Source organism: Ruegeria meonggei, assembly GCF_042768335.1.
Taxonomy (GTDB): domain Bacteria; phylum Pseudomonadota; class Alphaproteobacteria; order Rhodobacterales; family Rhodobacteraceae; genus Ruegeria; species Ruegeria meonggei.
The window spans coordinates 2,016,849-2,033,747 of record NZ_JAXHBT010000001.1 but is presented as its reverse complement, the minus strand read 5'-3'; the positions used below and the strand labels follow the sequence as shown (position 1 = coordinate 2,033,747).

Annotated in this window: 14 protein-coding genes and 1 pseudogene; 8 read left to right on the top strand and 7 right to left on the bottom strand. The window is 53.3% G+C overall.

What is annotated here, in order from left to right:
• Positions 1 to 73: 73 nt before the first annotated feature.
• The gene (locus tag SJY13_RS09955) at positions 74 to 1,711 is read right to left on the bottom strand and encodes a sulfatase-like hydrolase/transferase (protein ID WP_377190548.1); all 1,638 of its coding nucleotides are present in this window, start codon (positions 1,709 to 1,711) and stop codon (positions 74 to 76) included.
• Positions 1,712 to 1,721: 10 nt separating this feature from the next.
• Positions 1,722 to 1,979, bottom strand: a complete 258-nt coding sequence (locus SJY13_RS09950) for a hypothetical protein (RefSeq protein WP_377190546.1) — start codon at positions 1,977 to 1,979, stop codon at positions 1,722 to 1,724.
• 239 nt (positions 1,980 to 2,218) lie between these two features.
• On the opposite strand from SJY13_RS09950, the gene SJY13_RS09945 reads away from it, so the two are divergent.
• Positions 2,219 to 3,430: a tetratricopeptide repeat protein gene (locus SJY13_RS09945; protein ID WP_377190544.1), complete on the top strand. Its 1,212-nt coding sequence runs from the start codon at positions 2,219 to 2,221 to the stop codon at positions 3,428 to 3,430.
• A 145-nt stretch (positions 3,431 to 3,575) separates the two neighbouring features.
• On the opposite strand, the gene SJY13_RS09940 is transcribed toward SJY13_RS09945, so the two are convergent.
• The 4 genes from SJY13_RS09940 to SJY13_RS09925 all read right to left on the bottom strand — a co-directional run bounded on the left by SJY13_RS09940 (position 3,576) and on the right by SJY13_RS09925 (position 7,716).
• Positions 3,576 to 4,550 carry a sensor histidine kinase gene (locus tag SJY13_RS09940; RefSeq protein WP_377190542.1) on the bottom strand — a complete coding sequence of 325 codons (975 nt, stop codon included), beginning with the start codon at positions 4,548 to 4,550 and terminating at the stop codon, positions 3,576 to 3,578.
• Positions 4,547 to 5,224: a response regulator transcription factor gene (locus tag SJY13_RS09935; RefSeq protein WP_377190540.1), complete on the bottom strand. Its 678-nt coding sequence runs from the start codon at positions 5,222 to 5,224 to the stop codon at positions 4,547 to 4,549. Before SJY13_RS09935 ends, SJY13_RS09940 begins: the two co-directional genes overlap by 4 nt.
• Positions 5,221 to 6,786 carry a DUF4153 domain-containing protein gene (locus SJY13_RS09930; protein ID WP_377190538.1) on the bottom strand — a complete coding sequence of 522 codons (1,566 nt, stop codon included), beginning with the start codon at positions 6,784 to 6,786 and terminating at the stop codon, positions 5,221 to 5,223. Before SJY13_RS09930 ends, SJY13_RS09935 begins: the two co-directional genes overlap by 4 nt.
• Positions 6,787 to 7,302: 516 nt before the next feature.
• On the bottom strand, positions 7,303 to 7,716 hold the full coding sequence (locus SJY13_RS09925; protein WP_377190536.1) for a hypothetical protein: 414 nt from the start codon (positions 7,714 to 7,716) through the stop codon (positions 7,303 to 7,305).
• Between the two features lie 123 nt (positions 7,717 to 7,839).
• Here SJY13_RS09925 and SJY13_RS09920 point away from each other — a divergent pair.
• From SJY13_RS09920 to SJY13_RS09905, 4 genes and pseudogenes are all read left to right on the top strand, one after another.
• Positions 7,840 to 9,332 (top strand): annotated as a pseudogene (locus SJY13_RS09920) (recombinase family protein).
• On the top strand, positions 9,332 to 10,036 hold the full coding sequence (locus SJY13_RS09915) for a ParB/RepB/Spo0J family partition protein (protein ID WP_377190534.1): 705 nt from the start codon (positions 9,332 to 9,334) through the stop codon (positions 10,034 to 10,036). The pseudogene SJY13_RS09920 and the gene SJY13_RS09915 overlap by 1 nt, the downstream one beginning before the upstream one ends.
• Before the next feature lie 186 nt (positions 10,037 to 10,222).
• On the top strand, positions 10,223 to 10,657 hold the full coding sequence (locus SJY13_RS09910; RefSeq protein WP_377190532.1) for a ParB N-terminal domain-containing protein: 435 nt from the start codon (positions 10,223 to 10,225) through the stop codon (positions 10,655 to 10,657).
• A 9-nt stretch (positions 10,658 to 10,666) separates the two neighbouring features.
• Entirely contained in the window at positions 10,667 to 11,122 is a 456-nt protein-coding gene (locus SJY13_RS09905) for a plasmid partitioning protein RepB C-terminal domain-containing protein (RefSeq protein ID WP_377193601.1), read from the top strand.
• Positions 11,123 to 11,633: 511 nt separating this feature from the next.
• On the opposite strand, the gene SJY13_RS09900 is transcribed toward SJY13_RS09905, so the two are convergent.
• Positions 11,634 to 13,316: a glycosyl hydrolase 108 family protein gene (locus SJY13_RS09900; protein WP_377190530.1), complete on the bottom strand. Its 1,683-nt coding sequence runs from the start codon at positions 13,314 to 13,316 to the stop codon at positions 11,634 to 11,636.
• Positions 13,317 to 13,581: 265 nt separating this feature from the next.
• Between SJY13_RS09900 and SJY13_RS09895 the strand changes: the two genes are divergently transcribed.
• The 3 genes from SJY13_RS09895 (at position 13,582) to SJY13_RS09885 (ending at position 16,887) form a co-directional block, all read left to right on the top strand.
• Positions 13,582 to 14,772, top strand: coding sequence for a helix-turn-helix transcriptional regulator (locus tag SJY13_RS09895; RefSeq protein ID WP_377190528.1), 1,191 nt, complete (start codon positions 13,582 to 13,584; stop codon positions 14,770 to 14,772).
• Positions 14,769 to 15,128 carry a DUF1304 family protein gene (locus tag SJY13_RS09890; protein WP_377190526.1) on the top strand — a complete coding sequence of 120 codons (360 nt, stop codon included), beginning with the start codon at positions 14,769 to 14,771 and terminating at the stop codon, positions 15,126 to 15,128. Before SJY13_RS09895 ends, SJY13_RS09890 begins: the two co-directional genes overlap by 4 nt.
• Before the next feature lie 283 nt (positions 15,129 to 15,411).
• The gene (locus SJY13_RS09885; RefSeq protein WP_377190524.1) at positions 15,412 to 16,887 is read left to right on the top strand and encodes a patatin-like phospholipase family protein; all 1,476 of its coding nucleotides are present in this window, start codon (positions 15,412 to 15,414) and stop codon (positions 16,885 to 16,887) included.
• Positions 16,888 to 16,899 lie beyond the last annotated feature (12 nt).

The window sequence follows — 16,899 nt, the reverse complement described above, 5'->3', positions numbered from 1 at the left end:
AGTGACTAATCCGCGAAATCATTGTCATATATAAATATTACAATATCTGACAGGAGATTTCTACGGGCCTGTCTCATTGCCAGCTCATGAACACCTCACGCGTCAGTTCCGTTTCCGGGCGCAGGTTGTCGATGCCGTCATAGGGCAGGCCTGTGCCAATTTCAGAATGCGGATACTTCGCGATCATTTTCTGGTGGCGTTTGACCATGTCCTGGAAAGACGCCCCAGCCCAAAGCGAGTACCCGACCAAAGGGTGTTCCTCGCGCGGGTCGCGATAGATGTTGTAAGTCGGCGCGGCCGCGCCGGGCTGTCCGGGGGCGGGCAGGTGCATCTTGAACTCTTGCTTGACCACCGACCGCAGCACCGGGCCTTCGTAGACATACACATAGTCGCGCCGCCCGTTGCCTTCCCCGTCCAGCAACAGGGCCGTCTGGTCGATGCCGTCAATCACACGGTCGCGGGGGATATGATCGGTTGCCCCGGCGATACGGGCAATGGTGGTAAAGATATCGGACACATGAAAGATGTCGCCTGCGGCGCTGTTGGGTTCGATAACGTTTGGCCACCGGATGAAGGCATCGGTGCGGACGCCGCCTTCAAGATGCTGGGTCTTGCCACCACGGTAAATCAGTTGGTTCAGACCCGAGGTACCCTCGTAATGGTACATCAGGCCATTGTCGGCCATCAGGATGACAATCGTGTTGTCGGCCTCTCCGGTTTGGTCCAGCTTGACCAGAAGATCACCGATCCAGCCGTCTAGCAACTGCAGCTTGTCCGCATGAAACCCGCCGTTCCGCGACAGCGCCTGATCGGGATAGACAAAGTTCAGCGGGTAAAGCGGCCAGTATTGCAGGAAGAAGGGCGCGTCCTCGGCTGCGACCCGTTCCAGCTGTTCCAATGCCTGCTGCTGATATCGCAGGTTCATGTCCTCGTACTTGGCCTGGGTCCAGACCTCACCCGCAGACATATCGATTTCGCTCGCCGGGCCGCCGGTGCTGCCTTCAACCCCGGTAACCAGACCAAAAGGTTTAAAGCGTTCGTCCAGCAGGAACTGGTTATTCTGCCCCTCGGGCGTATAGCCGAGCATGTTATTGGCCCGCATCGCCTCGGTCGTCATCAGGCTAAGTTGGACTTGCTGATGCAGGGGGAAGGCGGCCCAGTCAAAGCCCTGATTATGTGGATAGGATTGCTCGATATCGCCCTGATGCCACTTGCCGATATGGGCTGTGTTGTAGCCGACCTCTTTCAGGATCTCGGCCAGGGTGACCTCGCTCGCCGGAAGGCCTTCGCCCACCAGGGCAACCTTGACCTCTTCGACCCCTGCGCGAACCGGATGGCGGCCAGTCAGCATGGCCGTTCGTGTGGGTGTGCAGGAGGGTTCGGTATACATCCGCATCAGCGACAGGCCTTCGGTGGCCAGTTGATTGATCTGAGGTGTTTCGATCCCCATGACATAGTTCATCTTGCGGTCACCCATCTGACCAAAGCTTACGTCATCAATCAGGATGTACAGAAAGTTGGGCGGCTGACCATCATTTGCGCTGCGGATTTCGGCCAGTCGGGCGTCGATCTCGGCATCCTGCGTGTCCCAAACCTTGCCGAATTGCGCGCGCAGGAACTCATACTCGCCGTCGTGAACGATCGGGGTTTGCTGGGCCAGTGCAGAACCGGCACTGAACAGTAGAACGGGCAGAATGCTAAGTGGTCTCATGTTAATCCTTTCATTCGTGATCGCGCGTTGCCGGTTGGACCGACAAACGCTTTTCGATACTGGCGCGCAAATCCGAGAGGCTTTCGGCCAAATCCGCCAGATACCGGGTTTGCGACATCGCCGCTTCAGTCCGGGCCAACGTCAGTTCGGAGTACACCTCGTGGTAATCCGCGCAGATTTGGTCGAACTCTGAGTCGCCAGCTCTCAGGGCACGCAGCTGTTTGGCCGCGCCTGGGAACTGTGCTGCAAAGAAACTGTCATCTGTCATTGCTGCGGGGTCCGTTAGATTTGTCGCCCAATCATGCCCATATGCGAATGTGACTTGAACGTATTAGGCCGCGTGTTACCGTAGCAACATACCGCCAAGTCCTTACCTGGAAGGGATAGTTCCTGACTGACCCACCCGCCAACGATCGGCAATCTGAACCGCGGTCGCCTTCCCGGGATCAGGTTGAAGCAGCGCTCGAGAGAGTTCTGGCCTCGAAGGAGTTCAACGGTGCGGCCCGAATGCAGTCGTTCCTGTCCTATGTCGTGACCGAGGCGCTGGCTGGTCGGACGGAAGAGATCCGGGCAAAGACCATCGCGATGGATGTCTACGGCTACGAAGTGGATGACTTGACCAAACGCGAAGGGGTGGTGCGTGTCGATGCAGGGCGGGTCCGGCGTAAGCTACAAGCCTACTACGAAAAAGACGGCTCGGCGGATGAGGTCGTGATTTCTCTGCCCGTCGGTCGCTATGCGCCCGAGTTTCGGTCGGGTGGGGAAATTGGTCGAAACCCGAAGCAGAACCGCAAATTATGGGTGGCAATTGCCGTTGCGGGCGCGCTTGTGCTCGGTGGGATTGGGATCGTGACGACGCAGGTTTTGTGGAATTCCGCGTCACATGTGCCCGGGCGCGAGCAGACGACGATCTATGATGTCTCACCAACCCGCGTTGAGGCGATGAACCTGTGCAGTACCGGGCGTGATCTGATATTCCCGATTGTCGACTTGTCGCGTCTGCAACCGGGATTGCTGGTGTTTGAAACCGCGATCCAGCGCGACCCGTTGTATTTCTGCGGTTTTGCGGGTGCGGCGCAAGTTGAAACCATGCTGGCTATTCTTCAGTTTCAACTTCCAGTTGCGGATAAGCTGTTCAAGGCTGCCGACGGCAACAGTGCCCACGCGTTAGAGTTGGCGCCGGATGCTCCCTGGGCCCTGTCAGCGCGGGCGTGGTATGAGTACGGTGTCGGTAATTTCAGCCGGGCTACCAGCTTGTCTGCACGCGCAACGGATCTGGCACCCGACGACCCGCATGTTGCCGAGTTTGACGCGTTGATTTCCCTCTATACATCTGATTTCCAACGCATCCTTTCGCATGCGGAACGGTATCAAAACCTGCGTGGGGATGGTGGCGGGCTGGTTTTAGGCAATGCTTTGGGGGCGGCGCAGTTCCATACCGGTGACTATGTGTCCGCGATTGAGACGTTTGAAAACGCCATCGCAGAAGGGGGCGCATTTGGTCCGATCTCGACCGCATATCTGATGGCAGCACGCTGGAACAACGACGAACCCGCCGAGGCGCGTCGTCTAGCGCGGATGTTTGCGAAGACGTGGCCTGATTTCCCTCTGGAGGCCGTGAAACGCCGGGTCTTTGTGGACTCGCAACCGGTTCTGGACTTGACCAAATCCATGCGAGCCGCAGGGTGGAAGGGTAAGTCGCCGCAAATCACAGAGTAACCATTCTGGTGTGCGAATGAGCATCTAGAAAAAGAGGTTCATCAGTCTTTGGTAGAAACAAAGGGCCTTGCTGTTTTCTACTCGGATGGTCGCGACCGCCGGGCCGGGTGATACTCTGGCCGTTGCACCTCTTGGGTGTAGACGATCAATACACGTCGAACTGGATGGAAAACACTGTTCCAGTTGCAGCAGATTCCAGGGTGATATCCGCATTATGTGCGCGCAATGTGTTTCGCACGATTGCTAGTCCCATACCGGTTCCGCCCTGATCCCGTTTCGTGGTGAAGAACGGATCAAAAACACGTTCTGCGTTGCCTACGGAAACACCTTGCCCATCATCCCCAACCTGCACGCAAACCTGCCCGTCGCGTATCTTAGCCACAAGGTGCACATCCTGTCCGCCATGCTCCAGCGCGTTGTTCAGCATTTGGCGCAAGACCACCAGCAGACCTTCGGGGCCGATCGGAAGGTCAACTTGGCCGCCTTCCAGGTTAAACGTCAGACCCGGAAAGTCGCTCCGTAAGGTGTCGGCGACATTGTCCAGTGTAGCCGAGCCTTCGTGGCGGGCTTCGCGTGCGCGGGCCACTTGGCGCATCGCTTCGATCTGCTGCTCCATTTGATGGGTGGCGCTGGCGATCTGGTCAACAAGACGCAGGTTCTCGTCAGATAGCGCAACATCGTCACGCAGCAGTTCCGCGGCGGCTTTCAACGTTGCGACCGGGGTTTTCAGCTCATGCGTGACATGGTCGGAAAAGCTGCGGATTGTTGTCTCGCGGTTGCGCAGTGTGTCTGCCATGTCGATCACGCTCTGGGCGGTGATCCGGAGCTCTTGCGTGCCGAAATGAGCCGGTGGCTGCGATGGTTCGGCCGGGTAGCGGGCAACCTGTGTAGCAAAGCGTTCCAGGGCGGTTATCGGCCGCAACAAAAGTCGGACCAGAAGCCAGCCCAGAATGGCCGTCACTGCGGTAATGATCAGCCCCAAAAGAAAGGCCGCATTGCGGTATCCAAGATCGGGCCCAAGGTATCGAAACACCACAAGCCCTGTTAGCGACAAAAGCAGGGTGCCGCACAATGCACCGCCCAGAACAAAGGCAAGGCTTGGGCGCCACCTGCGCCTCATGCGGTGATGTCCTGAATCCGAATGCCGACCCCGTGGACCGTTTCAATCGCATTTGCGCAACCAGCCTGTGCCAGCTTGCCCCGGAGGTTGCGCAAGTGGCTGTCCAGCGTCCTGTCAGACACTTGTGATGAGGTCCCCCAGACGGTGCCGATCAACTGGGCTCGGCTGTGAATCTGGGACGGGCGCTCAACCAATGCGGCGAGCAGCGTAAACTCGGTTGCTGTCAGGGGAACGCTTTGACCGTCCAGTCGGCAGGTATGCGCCCCGGGGTCCAATGTGATCCGACCATGGGACATGACGAACGTTGGGCGCGGGCCCGAAGTGCGTTTCAGAATGGCCCGCACCCGCGCTACCAATTCACGCGGGCTGAACGGTTTGGTGACGTAGTCATCGGCCCCCATTTCCAGGCCCAGAATAAGGTCGATCTCATCATCGCGGGCGGTCAGGAACAGGATCGGGACCTCGGATCGGGTCCGGATGCGGCGACAGACCTCAAACCCGTCCAGTTCCGGCAATCCGATATCCAGCACGATCAGGTCGGGTGTTTCGCGGGCTGCGTGGGTCAGGGCGATCTGGCCATCGCTGGCGGTCACCACCCTAAACCCCGCGCGTTCCAGAGCCAGACCAACCAGATCCCGCAGGCCGGGGTCATCATCAACCAACAGGATCTTCATTGCGCCTCGCTATATGTATTTGTCGCAAGATAGCCATTCACACGCGCAGTGCGAAAGTCCCATGCGCGCCAGTTTAATTGTGTTGGCTCCGGATGCACACAGTCATAAGCCCAGCCGGGTATATGCAGAAGCGGTTGGCGTTTGGTCTGCGCAACGATTGCCGTGGCCGCTGTGTGCCCGAGGCTGCACATATATACCCAGTCAGTGCGGCCAGTTTTTTCCGAATGCGCCGCACGCGTCAGAGTGTCTGTCGCGATCAGCGCCGCGAAATTGACAAAGGTGCACACGTAAAGGGTGCCGACACCAAGGGCCGCTATCCGTAACACCAACCAACCTGAGGATCGCTCGCGCAGAACCTGCCAGATCACCATTGCCAGACCCAGCGCCACCAAGCCCATCCAGATCAAGGCATAAACACGCAAGTAGGTCAGGCCGAATGCATCAATGTAAAGGTTCAGACGGAAGGCTGCCGATAGGGTCAGCAAGACATTCTGCGTCAACCACAGCAGTAGCAAAGGCTTCAGAGCAGGGTTTTGGTTCAGGAACGGGCGCGCGGCCAGGGCAAAGGTGCCAGCCAACAAGGCTGTGGCCAGCAGGGGATAGGCCCCGCGATGCGCGTAAGTGGCGTGGCTCATGCCCTCGGGCAAGGCAGCGCGTCCAGACAAGATCGAGATATCCATCACACTTTGCAAAGCCAGCATCAGGTTGAACAGTACCAGCGCCCGAAACACTGACCCTGCATTCAACACGCGAGAGCTATCCCAACTGGGCACCGACAGTTTGACAGCGGAGCTTGGGGCGGTGGCCGACAGGAATGGCCAGATCAAAAGTCCCAACCCAACCCAAAACAAGCAGCGCCACACCAACGTGAAGACATCGATATCCACGTGCAGCATCCTGATCAACATATGTTCCAGCACAGGGTTGGCGCTGATGAGCAAGGTGCTCAGCACCAGAACACCACCCAGAGGAAAAGCCCAGTTGCGGATAAATGCCCTGACCGATGATTGGCTGGTTTGATCAGACAGGCGGTGGCGATTGCGCCAAATCCGCATCTGCGCTGCACAATCCAGAAGACCCGCAGTTGGTAGCCGCCCAATAAGGCGCAGGATGGCGGCCGCCAGCCACGGCCCGATGGCGCGCACGCCAACCGTGTCCGGGAGGCGCAACATGGCAATGGCGCCTAACAGACCCAGCACAAGAAAGCTCAGCGACAACAGCTGAACATGCTCGAGGACAGGTAAGGTCATCAGCAGCAATATCCCGGCAGCGGGCAGCGTTCTTCGATGATCAGAGGCGTCCAGGTTTGCCGCCGCAAATATACACCATGCGAAAATAGCCAGAGATAGGCCGGGTTTATGACCCCAGAACAGCTGATCGCCCATTAAAACCAACAGAGCCAGTGCGCCCAAAAGGGGCACCCATTTGTCATCCTCCCGCGCTGCTTCTGGTGGCCTTGCGGGTGGCGATTGGCCCACCTGATAGCCGCTTTCGCTTGCCAGCCACCAGCCGTCGCGGGCCAGAGAGTGGGGAAGGCCACGTATGACGAGTTTCTTGGGCATGTCTTTCTCCGCCTGTAGTTTCCCCAACTGTGGAGGAAACACATGCAGATGATCCGCAGCAGATGTGCAGAGCTTGTGCAGACCGGCTACGGCTGAAGAATTCCCATCTGATTGTCAGTCTGAGTGGATTGCTTATGATACACCCCTGAAATACAGGCGCATAAGTCACGCGGCAGAAATGCTGGCAACCTACCTAGTGGGTCCTGCCCCTGGAGGAGAAGCTGCACTAAAGCAATGCACCTCCTGCGGTCGATCAGGCACTTATCCGAACTTTATCACAAAGGAAAAATCATGGCTGTGCAGGCAGTTTTCAGCTAGCCAGTCTCACCTGAAATTCACTGAAAACAGGGACTTTTACAGGGATTTTGCACAATTTTCGCGTTACTTGACGTCCGTAGACCTGAAATCTGAAAATAGATCAGTGACTTGTGGGCGAGTTCCCTGAAAATCCAAACAGTGAAATTCTTGCGCCTTTTCAGTGAAAACTCACGGTACTGCAGGGAAAGGGTAGCTCTTTCAGGTTTCTGTCCCCATGATTTCGTCCGTCGTTTTCAGCATTCGAACAAGAGCTGTCCGGAGACACGCGAGCTCTAAAGATTTGCAAACTTCGCTTCGGCCGCAAAGGGCCATAACAGTTATAGCGACTTCGTCTGAATGCCGCATGAGTTCGATCAGGTGTTCGCCAGCGGGTCCATTGGCTCCGGCAAGCCAGTTCTTTGCGATTCGCTCCGAGACGCCTGCCCAGTTCATGGACGCCTTTACCGCCCGATGTGATCCTCCAAGTTCGCGTTTCAGCGCCGCCGCTAATTCCAGTCGATAGTCTAATTTGTTCATCTGCCCATGTCCTGTTTTGGAAAAGTGTTGCCCACCTTCGGAAACACTTTTCCGAATTCCGGCGATTAAGCTCTGGCACACAGGAATCACGGCCATTCCCAACATTTGTGTAATTCGACGAATGGAGGTGCATTGCACTTGAGCTGGTGCGACGAATTTGACGAGAGCTCCGACGCTCCTGAAACGCGGCGCGCCATCCGCGGGGCGCAATACGTGCACATGTCGACGGAACATCAGCGCTATTCAGTTGAGAACCAGTCTGATGCCATTGCCCAGTATGCCCGACAACGAGGTATCAACATCGTTCGAACTTACTCGGATGAAGGAAAAAGTGGCCTGCGCATTCAGGGGCGCGACGGGCTGAAACAGCTCATCGATGATATCCAGTCCGGGCGTTCCGATTTCGAAATCGTTCTCGTCTACGACATCAGTCGCTGGGGCCGCTTTCAGGATGCTGACGAAAGCGCCTACTACGAGTACATCTGCAAACGCACCGGCATTTCCGTCGTGTATTGCACTGAACAATTCGAAAACGACGGCAGCCCGGTCTCGACAATTGTCAAAGGTGTTAAGCGGGCCATGGCTGGCGAGTACAGCCGGGAGCTTTCTCAGAAAGTACTCATCGGACAGTGTCGTCTGATTGAAAGAGGGTATCGGCAGGGCGGGCCACCCGGTTTCGGTCTGAGACGCATGTTGATTGACGAACATGGCGAACCCAAAGGCATTCTCAAACGGGGGCAGCACAAGAGTATTCAGACGGACAGGGTAACTCTGGTTCCGGGCCCCGCGGAGGAAGTTGCCATTGTCCAGGAGATTTTCAGCTCTTTTGTCGACGATGGGAAGTCGGAAGCGGACATTGCAGAAAGCCTGAATTCCCGTGGAATTCTAACTGATCTGGAGCGTGGCTGGACCCGTGGCACCGTGCATCAGATACTGATCAATGAGAAATACATCGGAAATAACGTCTGGAACCGCAGGTCTTTCAAGCTGAAGAAACATCGCGTTCAAAACGATCCGGATATTTGGGTCAGGGCAAAGGGTGCGTTCGAGGCGATTGTCGATCCCGAGCTTTTTGCTGCAGCAGGAGCAATCATCGTCGCGAGATCTGCCAGACTGACTGATGATGAAATGCTGGAAGGCTTACGCGATATTCTTCAGGTTCAGGGTATTTATCGGGCCTGATCATCGACGAAGCAGACACGCTTCCTTCAAGCGGTTCGTACCGTACGCGCTTTGGCAGCCTGCTTCGCGCTTATCAGCTTGTCGGTTTTCAGCCTGATCGCGATTACAGATATGTCGAAATCAACAGACGCCTGCGGGACATTCACCCTGACATTGTTGCACATACGATCGCAGGAATTGGCGAGGTTGGCGGAAATGTGGAGCGGGATCCCGTTACGGATCTTCTGACAATTAACAACGAGTTCACTGCGTCGCTCGTCGTTGTGCGATGTCACGAAACCAACGCCGGGTCTCTCCGCTGGAACATCCGCTTTGACACGAGTCTGAAACCCGACATCACTGTTGCCGTCCGGATGGATCGGCCCAACAGGAAACCACTCGACTATTACCTTCTCCCGGGTATCGACATGACATTGCCACGCCTTCGGCTTGCCGAAAACAACGGCCTGTCACTTGACGCCTACCGTTTCGACACACTCACTCTGTTGTTTGAAATGGCGGTTCAGGTCCCAATTCCGGAGGTCGCCTGATGACTGACCGTGCTTCTCAGACCGCGGAAATGATTCCCATTGATCTGATTTCAGTCATTGATCCCCGCATTCGCAACTGCAAGGCTTTTGAGGCGATGGTCGACAGTATCGCAGAGCTGGGGCTGAAACGGCCTATCACGGTTGCAAGAAGAGATAGCGAGGATGGACTTCGCTATGATCTGGTATGCGGTCAGGGGCGGCTCGAAGCTTTTCAGGAACTGGGCCAGGACGAAATCCCTGCAATTGTGATCTCTGCAAGTAACGAAGATTGCCTCGTTATGAGCCTTGTAGAGAATCTGGCGCGCCGCCAGCATAAGGCCCTGGATCTGCTTCGTGACATCAAAGGCCTCAAAAACAGGGGATACTCAGACGCGGAGATCGCACAAAAAACCAATCTTTCAATGAAATATGTGCGGGGCGTTCTCCGGTTGCTGGAAAGGGGTGAACACCGGCTGCTCAGAGCAGTAGAAAGTGGCAAAATTCCTGTGAGTGTTGCCGTCGACATTGCGGATGCGGAGGACAGCAATATTCAGGTCATTCTGCGTCAGGCTTACGAAAACAATCTACTGCGCGGTGGTAAACTCCTAGCCGCAAAACGTTTGGCGAGAAGCTCGCCAGAAACATGGCAAAGGGCAGATTGGTACAGACAAACGGCAAAGGCGATCACTGTCCGTCCAAAGCCTGCTGCGCACATACCAAAATGACGTTGAGAAAAAGCAGGTTTTGCTTCGTAAGGCGACGGTAACCCGCAATGAACTGATGTTCATCACAGAAGCTCTTCGGACTTTTCTGAACGACGAGAATTTCGTGACGCTGTTGCGGGCGGAGGGTCTTGCGACACTTCCCAAAAAGCTAACGGACAGGCTTTCTTCAAGGACGGGAGAGATACAATGACGCGCGATAAGCTGGAAAAACCCATCGAACTGGCGTTCGAAAAGGAGCTGGTTCGGATCGCGCTGGATCGTATCTGCCCGCTATACGCCGTTCAGAAAGGAACAAAGGAGACGGTCAAGTACGCTCAGGTTGCTGCATCAATCAGGGAAATTGGTCTCGTCGAGCCTTTGGTCATTGCGCCTGACAAATCCGACCCTGAAAACTACATTTTGCTTGATGGGCATCTCCGACATGCGATCCTGCTGGATCGCGGAGAGAAAGACGTGCTTTGCCAGATCTCCACCGACGATGAAGCCTTCACCTACAACAAACGCATCAGCCGGCTCGCTACGATCCAGGAACACAAAATGATCCTGATGGCTCTAAAGCGTGGCGTTCTTGAAGGGCGACTGGCGCGCGCTCTCAATATCAACATCAAAACACTTCAGTAAAAGAAGCGCCTGCTGGACGGGATTTGTCCGGAGGCGGCCGAATTGCTGAAGGACAAACAGGTTACACTGACGAGTTTTCGAATTCTCAGAAAGATGAAGCCGCTGCATCAAATCGAGGCTGCCGAACTGATGATGACAATGAACAAATACACTGTGAACTACGCACGTTCTCTCTTGGCAGCAACTCCGGAAAGTCAGTTGGTCAACCCCGAGAAACCTAAGGCTGCGAAAGGTGTTTCCCGCCAACAACTGGAGCTGATGGAACGTGCATCTGCCAATCTGGAACGTGAGCTGCGATTGGTTGAAGATACTTACGGAACCGATCACCTCGATCTGGTTCTGGCACGCGGATACGTTTCGAAACTCATCAGCAACGCTCGGATTACGCGATACATCGAAATGCACCACGCCGAGTTTCTGCCTGAGATTGAAAAGACTACGGAGACGGAGGCCCTGACTTCCTGATCTGAGTGGTTTCGGTCAATTAGGGCCGGATCACGACCGGGGACCCGGACCCAATGAAGCGCGGGGACCGCAGGAGACGCCGCACGGTGGGGCGGATCAAGTGCGGAGGTGGGGATGGCGGCGACCCCGTTCGGAGCCCACTGATCCGGTATTATCCAGCCGGCTGATATTGTGAATTTTACTCACAAAACTGCAGCGCGTGGGAAGCCAATCCCGACGCGCTGCTTTTTAGTAGGATAAGCGCCATTATGTTAAATCGGTGAACCTTAAAGTTATTTGGGGCTTGAACCCATTTTGGGGAGAAGGCTAATTTGGTGCAGTTTCAAGCAATCCAAATGCACTACAGAATAAAATGTTTCAACAAAATGGAGTGTTGACATGGTTTCGTCAAATGTTGACCGGAAAGCCATCAGTGGCCCAGGATCGATACTTCAGGCTCAGATCATGTTGAATTGTTTCCGGCGATCTTGTGGCCAACACAAGATCAAACCGGTACTATCGGTCACATGCTCTACTTTAGATCTCTAAATTTTTTGTCAATTTTACCGAGAAAGCCCCAACTTGTTAACAGCGAGAACAGAGTAAACATGGTGGTCTTGTCGCCATCGGCAAGCAGTTGTTGCAGTTGCGGTTGAGAGGAACTTAAGCCGAGTTGCGGAAGCACGGCAGTGGCGACCAGGCCGACGATGCCGATAATGGACTTTTTACCGTCCAACAACTTGCCAATCATCGGTCCAAGTGCATTGTTGACGGGTGTCAGTTCTTCGAGAGCTGCAGCAGGCTGAGCAGTTGCTTTTTCATCCGACGAGGCGTTGATTTTTTCGTCTAAAACCGCATTAAGTAAATTGAATTTGTCATCACCATCGTCGACTTTTCTCTCGAGTCTCTTTTTCAGAATGCCTATGGCCAATGCCTTAACGGCCACGGATTTCCCACCTGTCAAAGCCATCAGTGCAATTCTCAGGATGTCGTCAGCTTCAATGTCCAAGTCTCTTTCTTTAACTTTCATAATTTTGATAGGACGTTTGCCCTCTCCCTCCGGCAAAGTATTCAAAAAGACACGCAGCTTGTTGACACGATTTACCCAACCGGCCCCAAAGATGACAAAATCCTCGAGACCGCGCAGGCGTTGTTCGTATAGCTCAAGGTATTTCTCGGAAAGCACGGACGGGTCGGTCTGATTGATCGCGCTCAACGTGATCCGACCGATTATACCGTCTTCTTCCAGCGTAGTGCCGTCGACCTTCATGCCAAGTTCATTGAAGGCCCGTTGTACAGTTCTTTGAGCCACCTTTGACCCTGAGTGAACCGCCATGTTGTAGACGACCATTGCAACGCGATCGTGCAATTTATCGCACTTACATTTGATGTAGTAATTTGTATAGAGGATCTCCTCGGCCTCTTTCTGACCCATAGCGGCAACGTCTTCTTCCGTTACGTTTGTTTCGCGCCACTCCGCCAGAGTGCTCCTAGTAATGCCAAAGTTTGTGGCACCACCTTTGTCGTGCTGATTATTTACGAATCCGCCTTCTGCGTCTTTGATGAATTCGTGGAGCTTTTGGAAACGGAGATCTCTTTCGGCCAAATTCGTCGAAGAATGTATCGGTGCCGGTGACTCAGCCTCCATGGATGCCATCAAATCCGTGTCGATTGCGGGTGCGCCCAGATTGATCGAAGGCCGGGGCGGGGAGGGCAGGTGTCCACTCCAATTGTCGATCAGTTCGTTGAGGCGATCCGCCCAGGCTTCGTCTCCGCTAACCGGGTAAACACCTTTGTACAGGTCGCGAGATTTTACTCCTTGAATCTGAATGTGTGGTTTCTCGATGAGCTTGCCTTTTGAGTTGTAGATCGGCGTCATTCCATTTTCTTTTGCGAGCACATGCATCCGGTCCCACCAAGCCTCCTTGTGGCCAGTGGTATCCCAACTCCATTTACCGTTCTCTTTTAGGACGAAATCGACAGCGAGCCCGTATTGATGTATCGAATGCCACGGTCCAACCCAGGTCACCTTGGTGCCTGGCTTCGTTCTGCCTTGCGCATAAAGGTCTGCTTGGCGCTCTGGGGTGCGAAATGCTTCGAAAACCTCGAATGGAATATTCTCTTTCTTTAGTTGAGCCTGTATGGCTAAGACGTTTTCCCTAACTGCAGGATGCATATTTGAGATGTCGTTTTCTCGCTTTCTTGAATTTCCCATAACTTAATTCCTCCCTCAAAAAAATATTGGCGAAACAATCTGCCACAGACTTTCAGCCCGGAATACTGCTGTATAGTCCTTGAAATTTTGCACATCTGTAAGTGTACACTCTAGCACACTTGATGTAATTTTGCAGGGTTAGTTACCTTTTTGTTGAACTGATTCTACGCCCGATCAAACAAAGGGCATCACCCAAATGGGCTATGCCGATATTCGTTTTTGAGGTTAAGATGGTCTGTGATATTTGAAAAAATGGAAACTCATTGTGACCCAAGGAATTCGAAATCTTACGCTTGAAATTTATGATGCAATTGCCGACCCATTGACTTGGACGAGTGTCCTTGACCAGCTGGTGGATCGCGTAGGAGCGCAGGGAAGCATAATATTTGAATGGTCTCAAGACGATGGGGATTTGTCTTTGACCGCACCGTTTCATTCTGGCTTTTATACAGGTGCTGCACTGAACACCTATCTTGTAAAGTGCCAACATCTTGAAGCCAAAGATCAGGAAGTTTTACGGGAACAAACCCGAAATCACGACGAGATTGAACTTCTTGACGACACTCTTCTTGCGCCGTCGGTTAAGGAACTAAAAAGCCAAGAACACGTTCAAAAACTAATGCATCTTGGAATATTCCATCGCGCGGCCGGAATATTGAATAAAGACAATCCATGGATATCCCTGTTTTCGGTTCAATTAAACGCCAACAGGGAGCCTCTAGACGAAGTAGAGAGGAGATACTTGGCCCAACTCCTGCCCCACATCGCAAAAGCTCTCGACCTCAGTTTTCCTATGCGGCAACTGCAGGAACGTTACCAGGGTGTACTTTCAGCCATCGACTGCTTGAACATAGGCATTTGTGTTCTTGATGGTAGAGGTATGATTGTGGCTCGAAATCAGGAGTTTCAGCGACAACAGGAAACTTATCGCACATTCCGAGTTAGCCCGGACGGAAAGTTGAACATCACGGATCGTCTTGGGCAAAAGTTTTTGGAAAGCCTGATGTCCGACCTATATCAACACGGCAAGTTCGGCGCTCGACCACGTAAGGAGAGTATCGTTAGCCACTTGTTGGAGCCCCTTTGCATCGAGCTTTCACCACTCCATAAATCTGGCGAAATAGGATCCAAGGTATTTGACGGTTTTATACTCTGTAGTACCGATACCGGGCTCCCTGTTTCGTGCAATACACGCCTAGTTCAGCAGGCATTTGGTTTGACATCAGCGGAAACGTCACTGGTCAACGCAATAGGGCAAGGTTTGACCAATCCCGAAATTGCGGACCGCCGTGGTCGTTCTGTAGCGACAGTAAACGCACAAACCAAATCCATTCTTCTTAAGTCAAGTTGCTCAAATAGAACTCAGTTCGTTCGTGCGATGATGCGATTTGGGGCAAGTTTTCTTTCGACAGATGATGCCTCGAAGAAGATCACTAAACCTAAGAGGATGATATGATTTACGTTTATTGGATAGCAATAGCAGGTGTCATTGGAGGGCATTTTTTCTTTGCGTACGTACAATGGTTCCGTTGGTCAGATATTTGCAAGAAGCTCACAAATTTTTCTGAAGAGGATATTGAGGCTACGGCATTTTTGGGGCGTAGTATTTCGTCCTATAACGCATCGATAGCTGCGGGGCTTTGTTTGAGTTTCTGGCTACCGGCCCCGTATCAAACTTTTACTCAAAGTGTAGTCCTGTTTCTAATTTCAATTACAGCTGCCGTTGGTGTTTCGGGAGCTCGTGGGAATACTATCCTGATAATGCGTCTGCTGCCAGCGTTGGTCGCATTTGTGGCCTCGTTATTGGTTTGAGTGATGGCGACTAACTGCGGTCACACAAATCACTTGCTCAGGGAGGGGGAATCAGTTTCGATCGTAAGTAGATGTTTCTGTGAGACAAGGGGTTCCTTGAAAAATCTAAGGCAGCTACATTTTAACACCTTCGGTTTTGATTGCCGTTTGAAAGAGATATTTTTACAGAATCACTAGATGATTTATTGTCTCCAATACTTTGATAAGAAGGGAAAAACACGATTTTTCGAATTGAAAACCAACAATGAAGATCTTTTTTATATGAGTTAATATGCAACTTCTAATGGAACCTGAAGTCCGTAGACTTCTAATCGAAATCAAGTCAGAATTTGAATTACAAACTCTGGCCGGATCGGGGGCGAATGGCCACGGTAAATTGCTTGGAATCGATCGATTTTTTTGGCTTCGAACAACTAAGAGCGAGACCGAAAATGGTGGCCACAATATTCGTTCAATCTTTTCTGAGCCCTCACCGGACGTCGAAGAAACTTATCGACTTTGCAATCTGATCTTACAGGGCGGAGGAACGCTTGGTCTGGCGCATGCCGGGTTTGTCGCCGGGTTAGAGGCGGCGGGGGTACGCTTTGCTGGATTGGCCGGAACCTCGGCCGGATCGATCATCGCCATGGGCATTGCCGCGATACGTGGTGGCGACCTGACCCGTGCAACCGCAGAACGGCTGGCAGACCTTACCGAAACAGTTCCAATGGATCACTTCATCGACGGCCCGCGACCGATCCGCAAGTTTATCAAACAGGCGCTCAAGCAACCTAAGATCTACCAATTCCACAGTTGGTTCGGTTTGCTCGCCGCCGTACGCAGACTCCGTGATCGCCGAGGTCTGAACCCAGGGCAAGCGTTTGAGAATTGGATGGAGTCCGTTTTGGACGATCTCAGTTTCAAATCTATCGAGGATATGTATCAAGCCCTGGACGAAATTTGGAACGACCTCGAGGAGCTACGCACTGGAAAAGACCCTGAGGACCAGCGCAAGGCAGAAGCCAAATTTCCTGGTCGGGTAGATGACGGTCCAATTCTCAATACCCTGGATTCCGAACGAGATCACCCCGGGATCGAATTGCTTCAATTGGTTGCGACGGCGATGCCAGTCGGTCTGAAGATGCAATTTCCGCAAGACTTGAACCTGCTAAGCGACGAGTACAGCAAAACTTCGCCCGCGCGGTTGGTGCGAACATCGATGTCAATTCCAGCGTTTTTTGAACCGGTGGTTATGCGACCTGATAGAAAGACCTGGCCCGCATTCGCTAAAGACAAACTTCGTGGTCTGTTTTCAGAGGATCAGATTCGCAGGTTCTCAGAGCTGGAAAAATTCGTTTTTCTCGATGGCGGGCTAACCTCAAATCTTCCGAGTGACTCGTTTCGCAAACTGATGCCCGACGTTCCAACCGTCGTAGTGCCATTGATCAGCAGTGGCGAGAAACAGCACGTTTCGCAGCGCAGAAAGCTGTCGGATCTGACCGGTGATGTTATCGCCTGCGCAACGGCTGTCCGACTGCAGCGTGACCGTGAAATCTGGCTTCAAAACACGGCGCTGCGGGAGCGGTTTGATGAGCAAAAAAAGAACAAAAGCGACGTTAACCTGAAGCATCGTAAATACCCGGTGGAAATCGCGCCCATTGATCCGGGCGAGGCCAATTGGTTGAACTTTGTCATGTCGAGTCCCGAGAAGACATCTCTTTATTTGGCCGGTCTTCGGCGTGCCCGACAGTTTCTGAAAGACCTGAACAAGACGGAGTAAAAGAACGAAAAA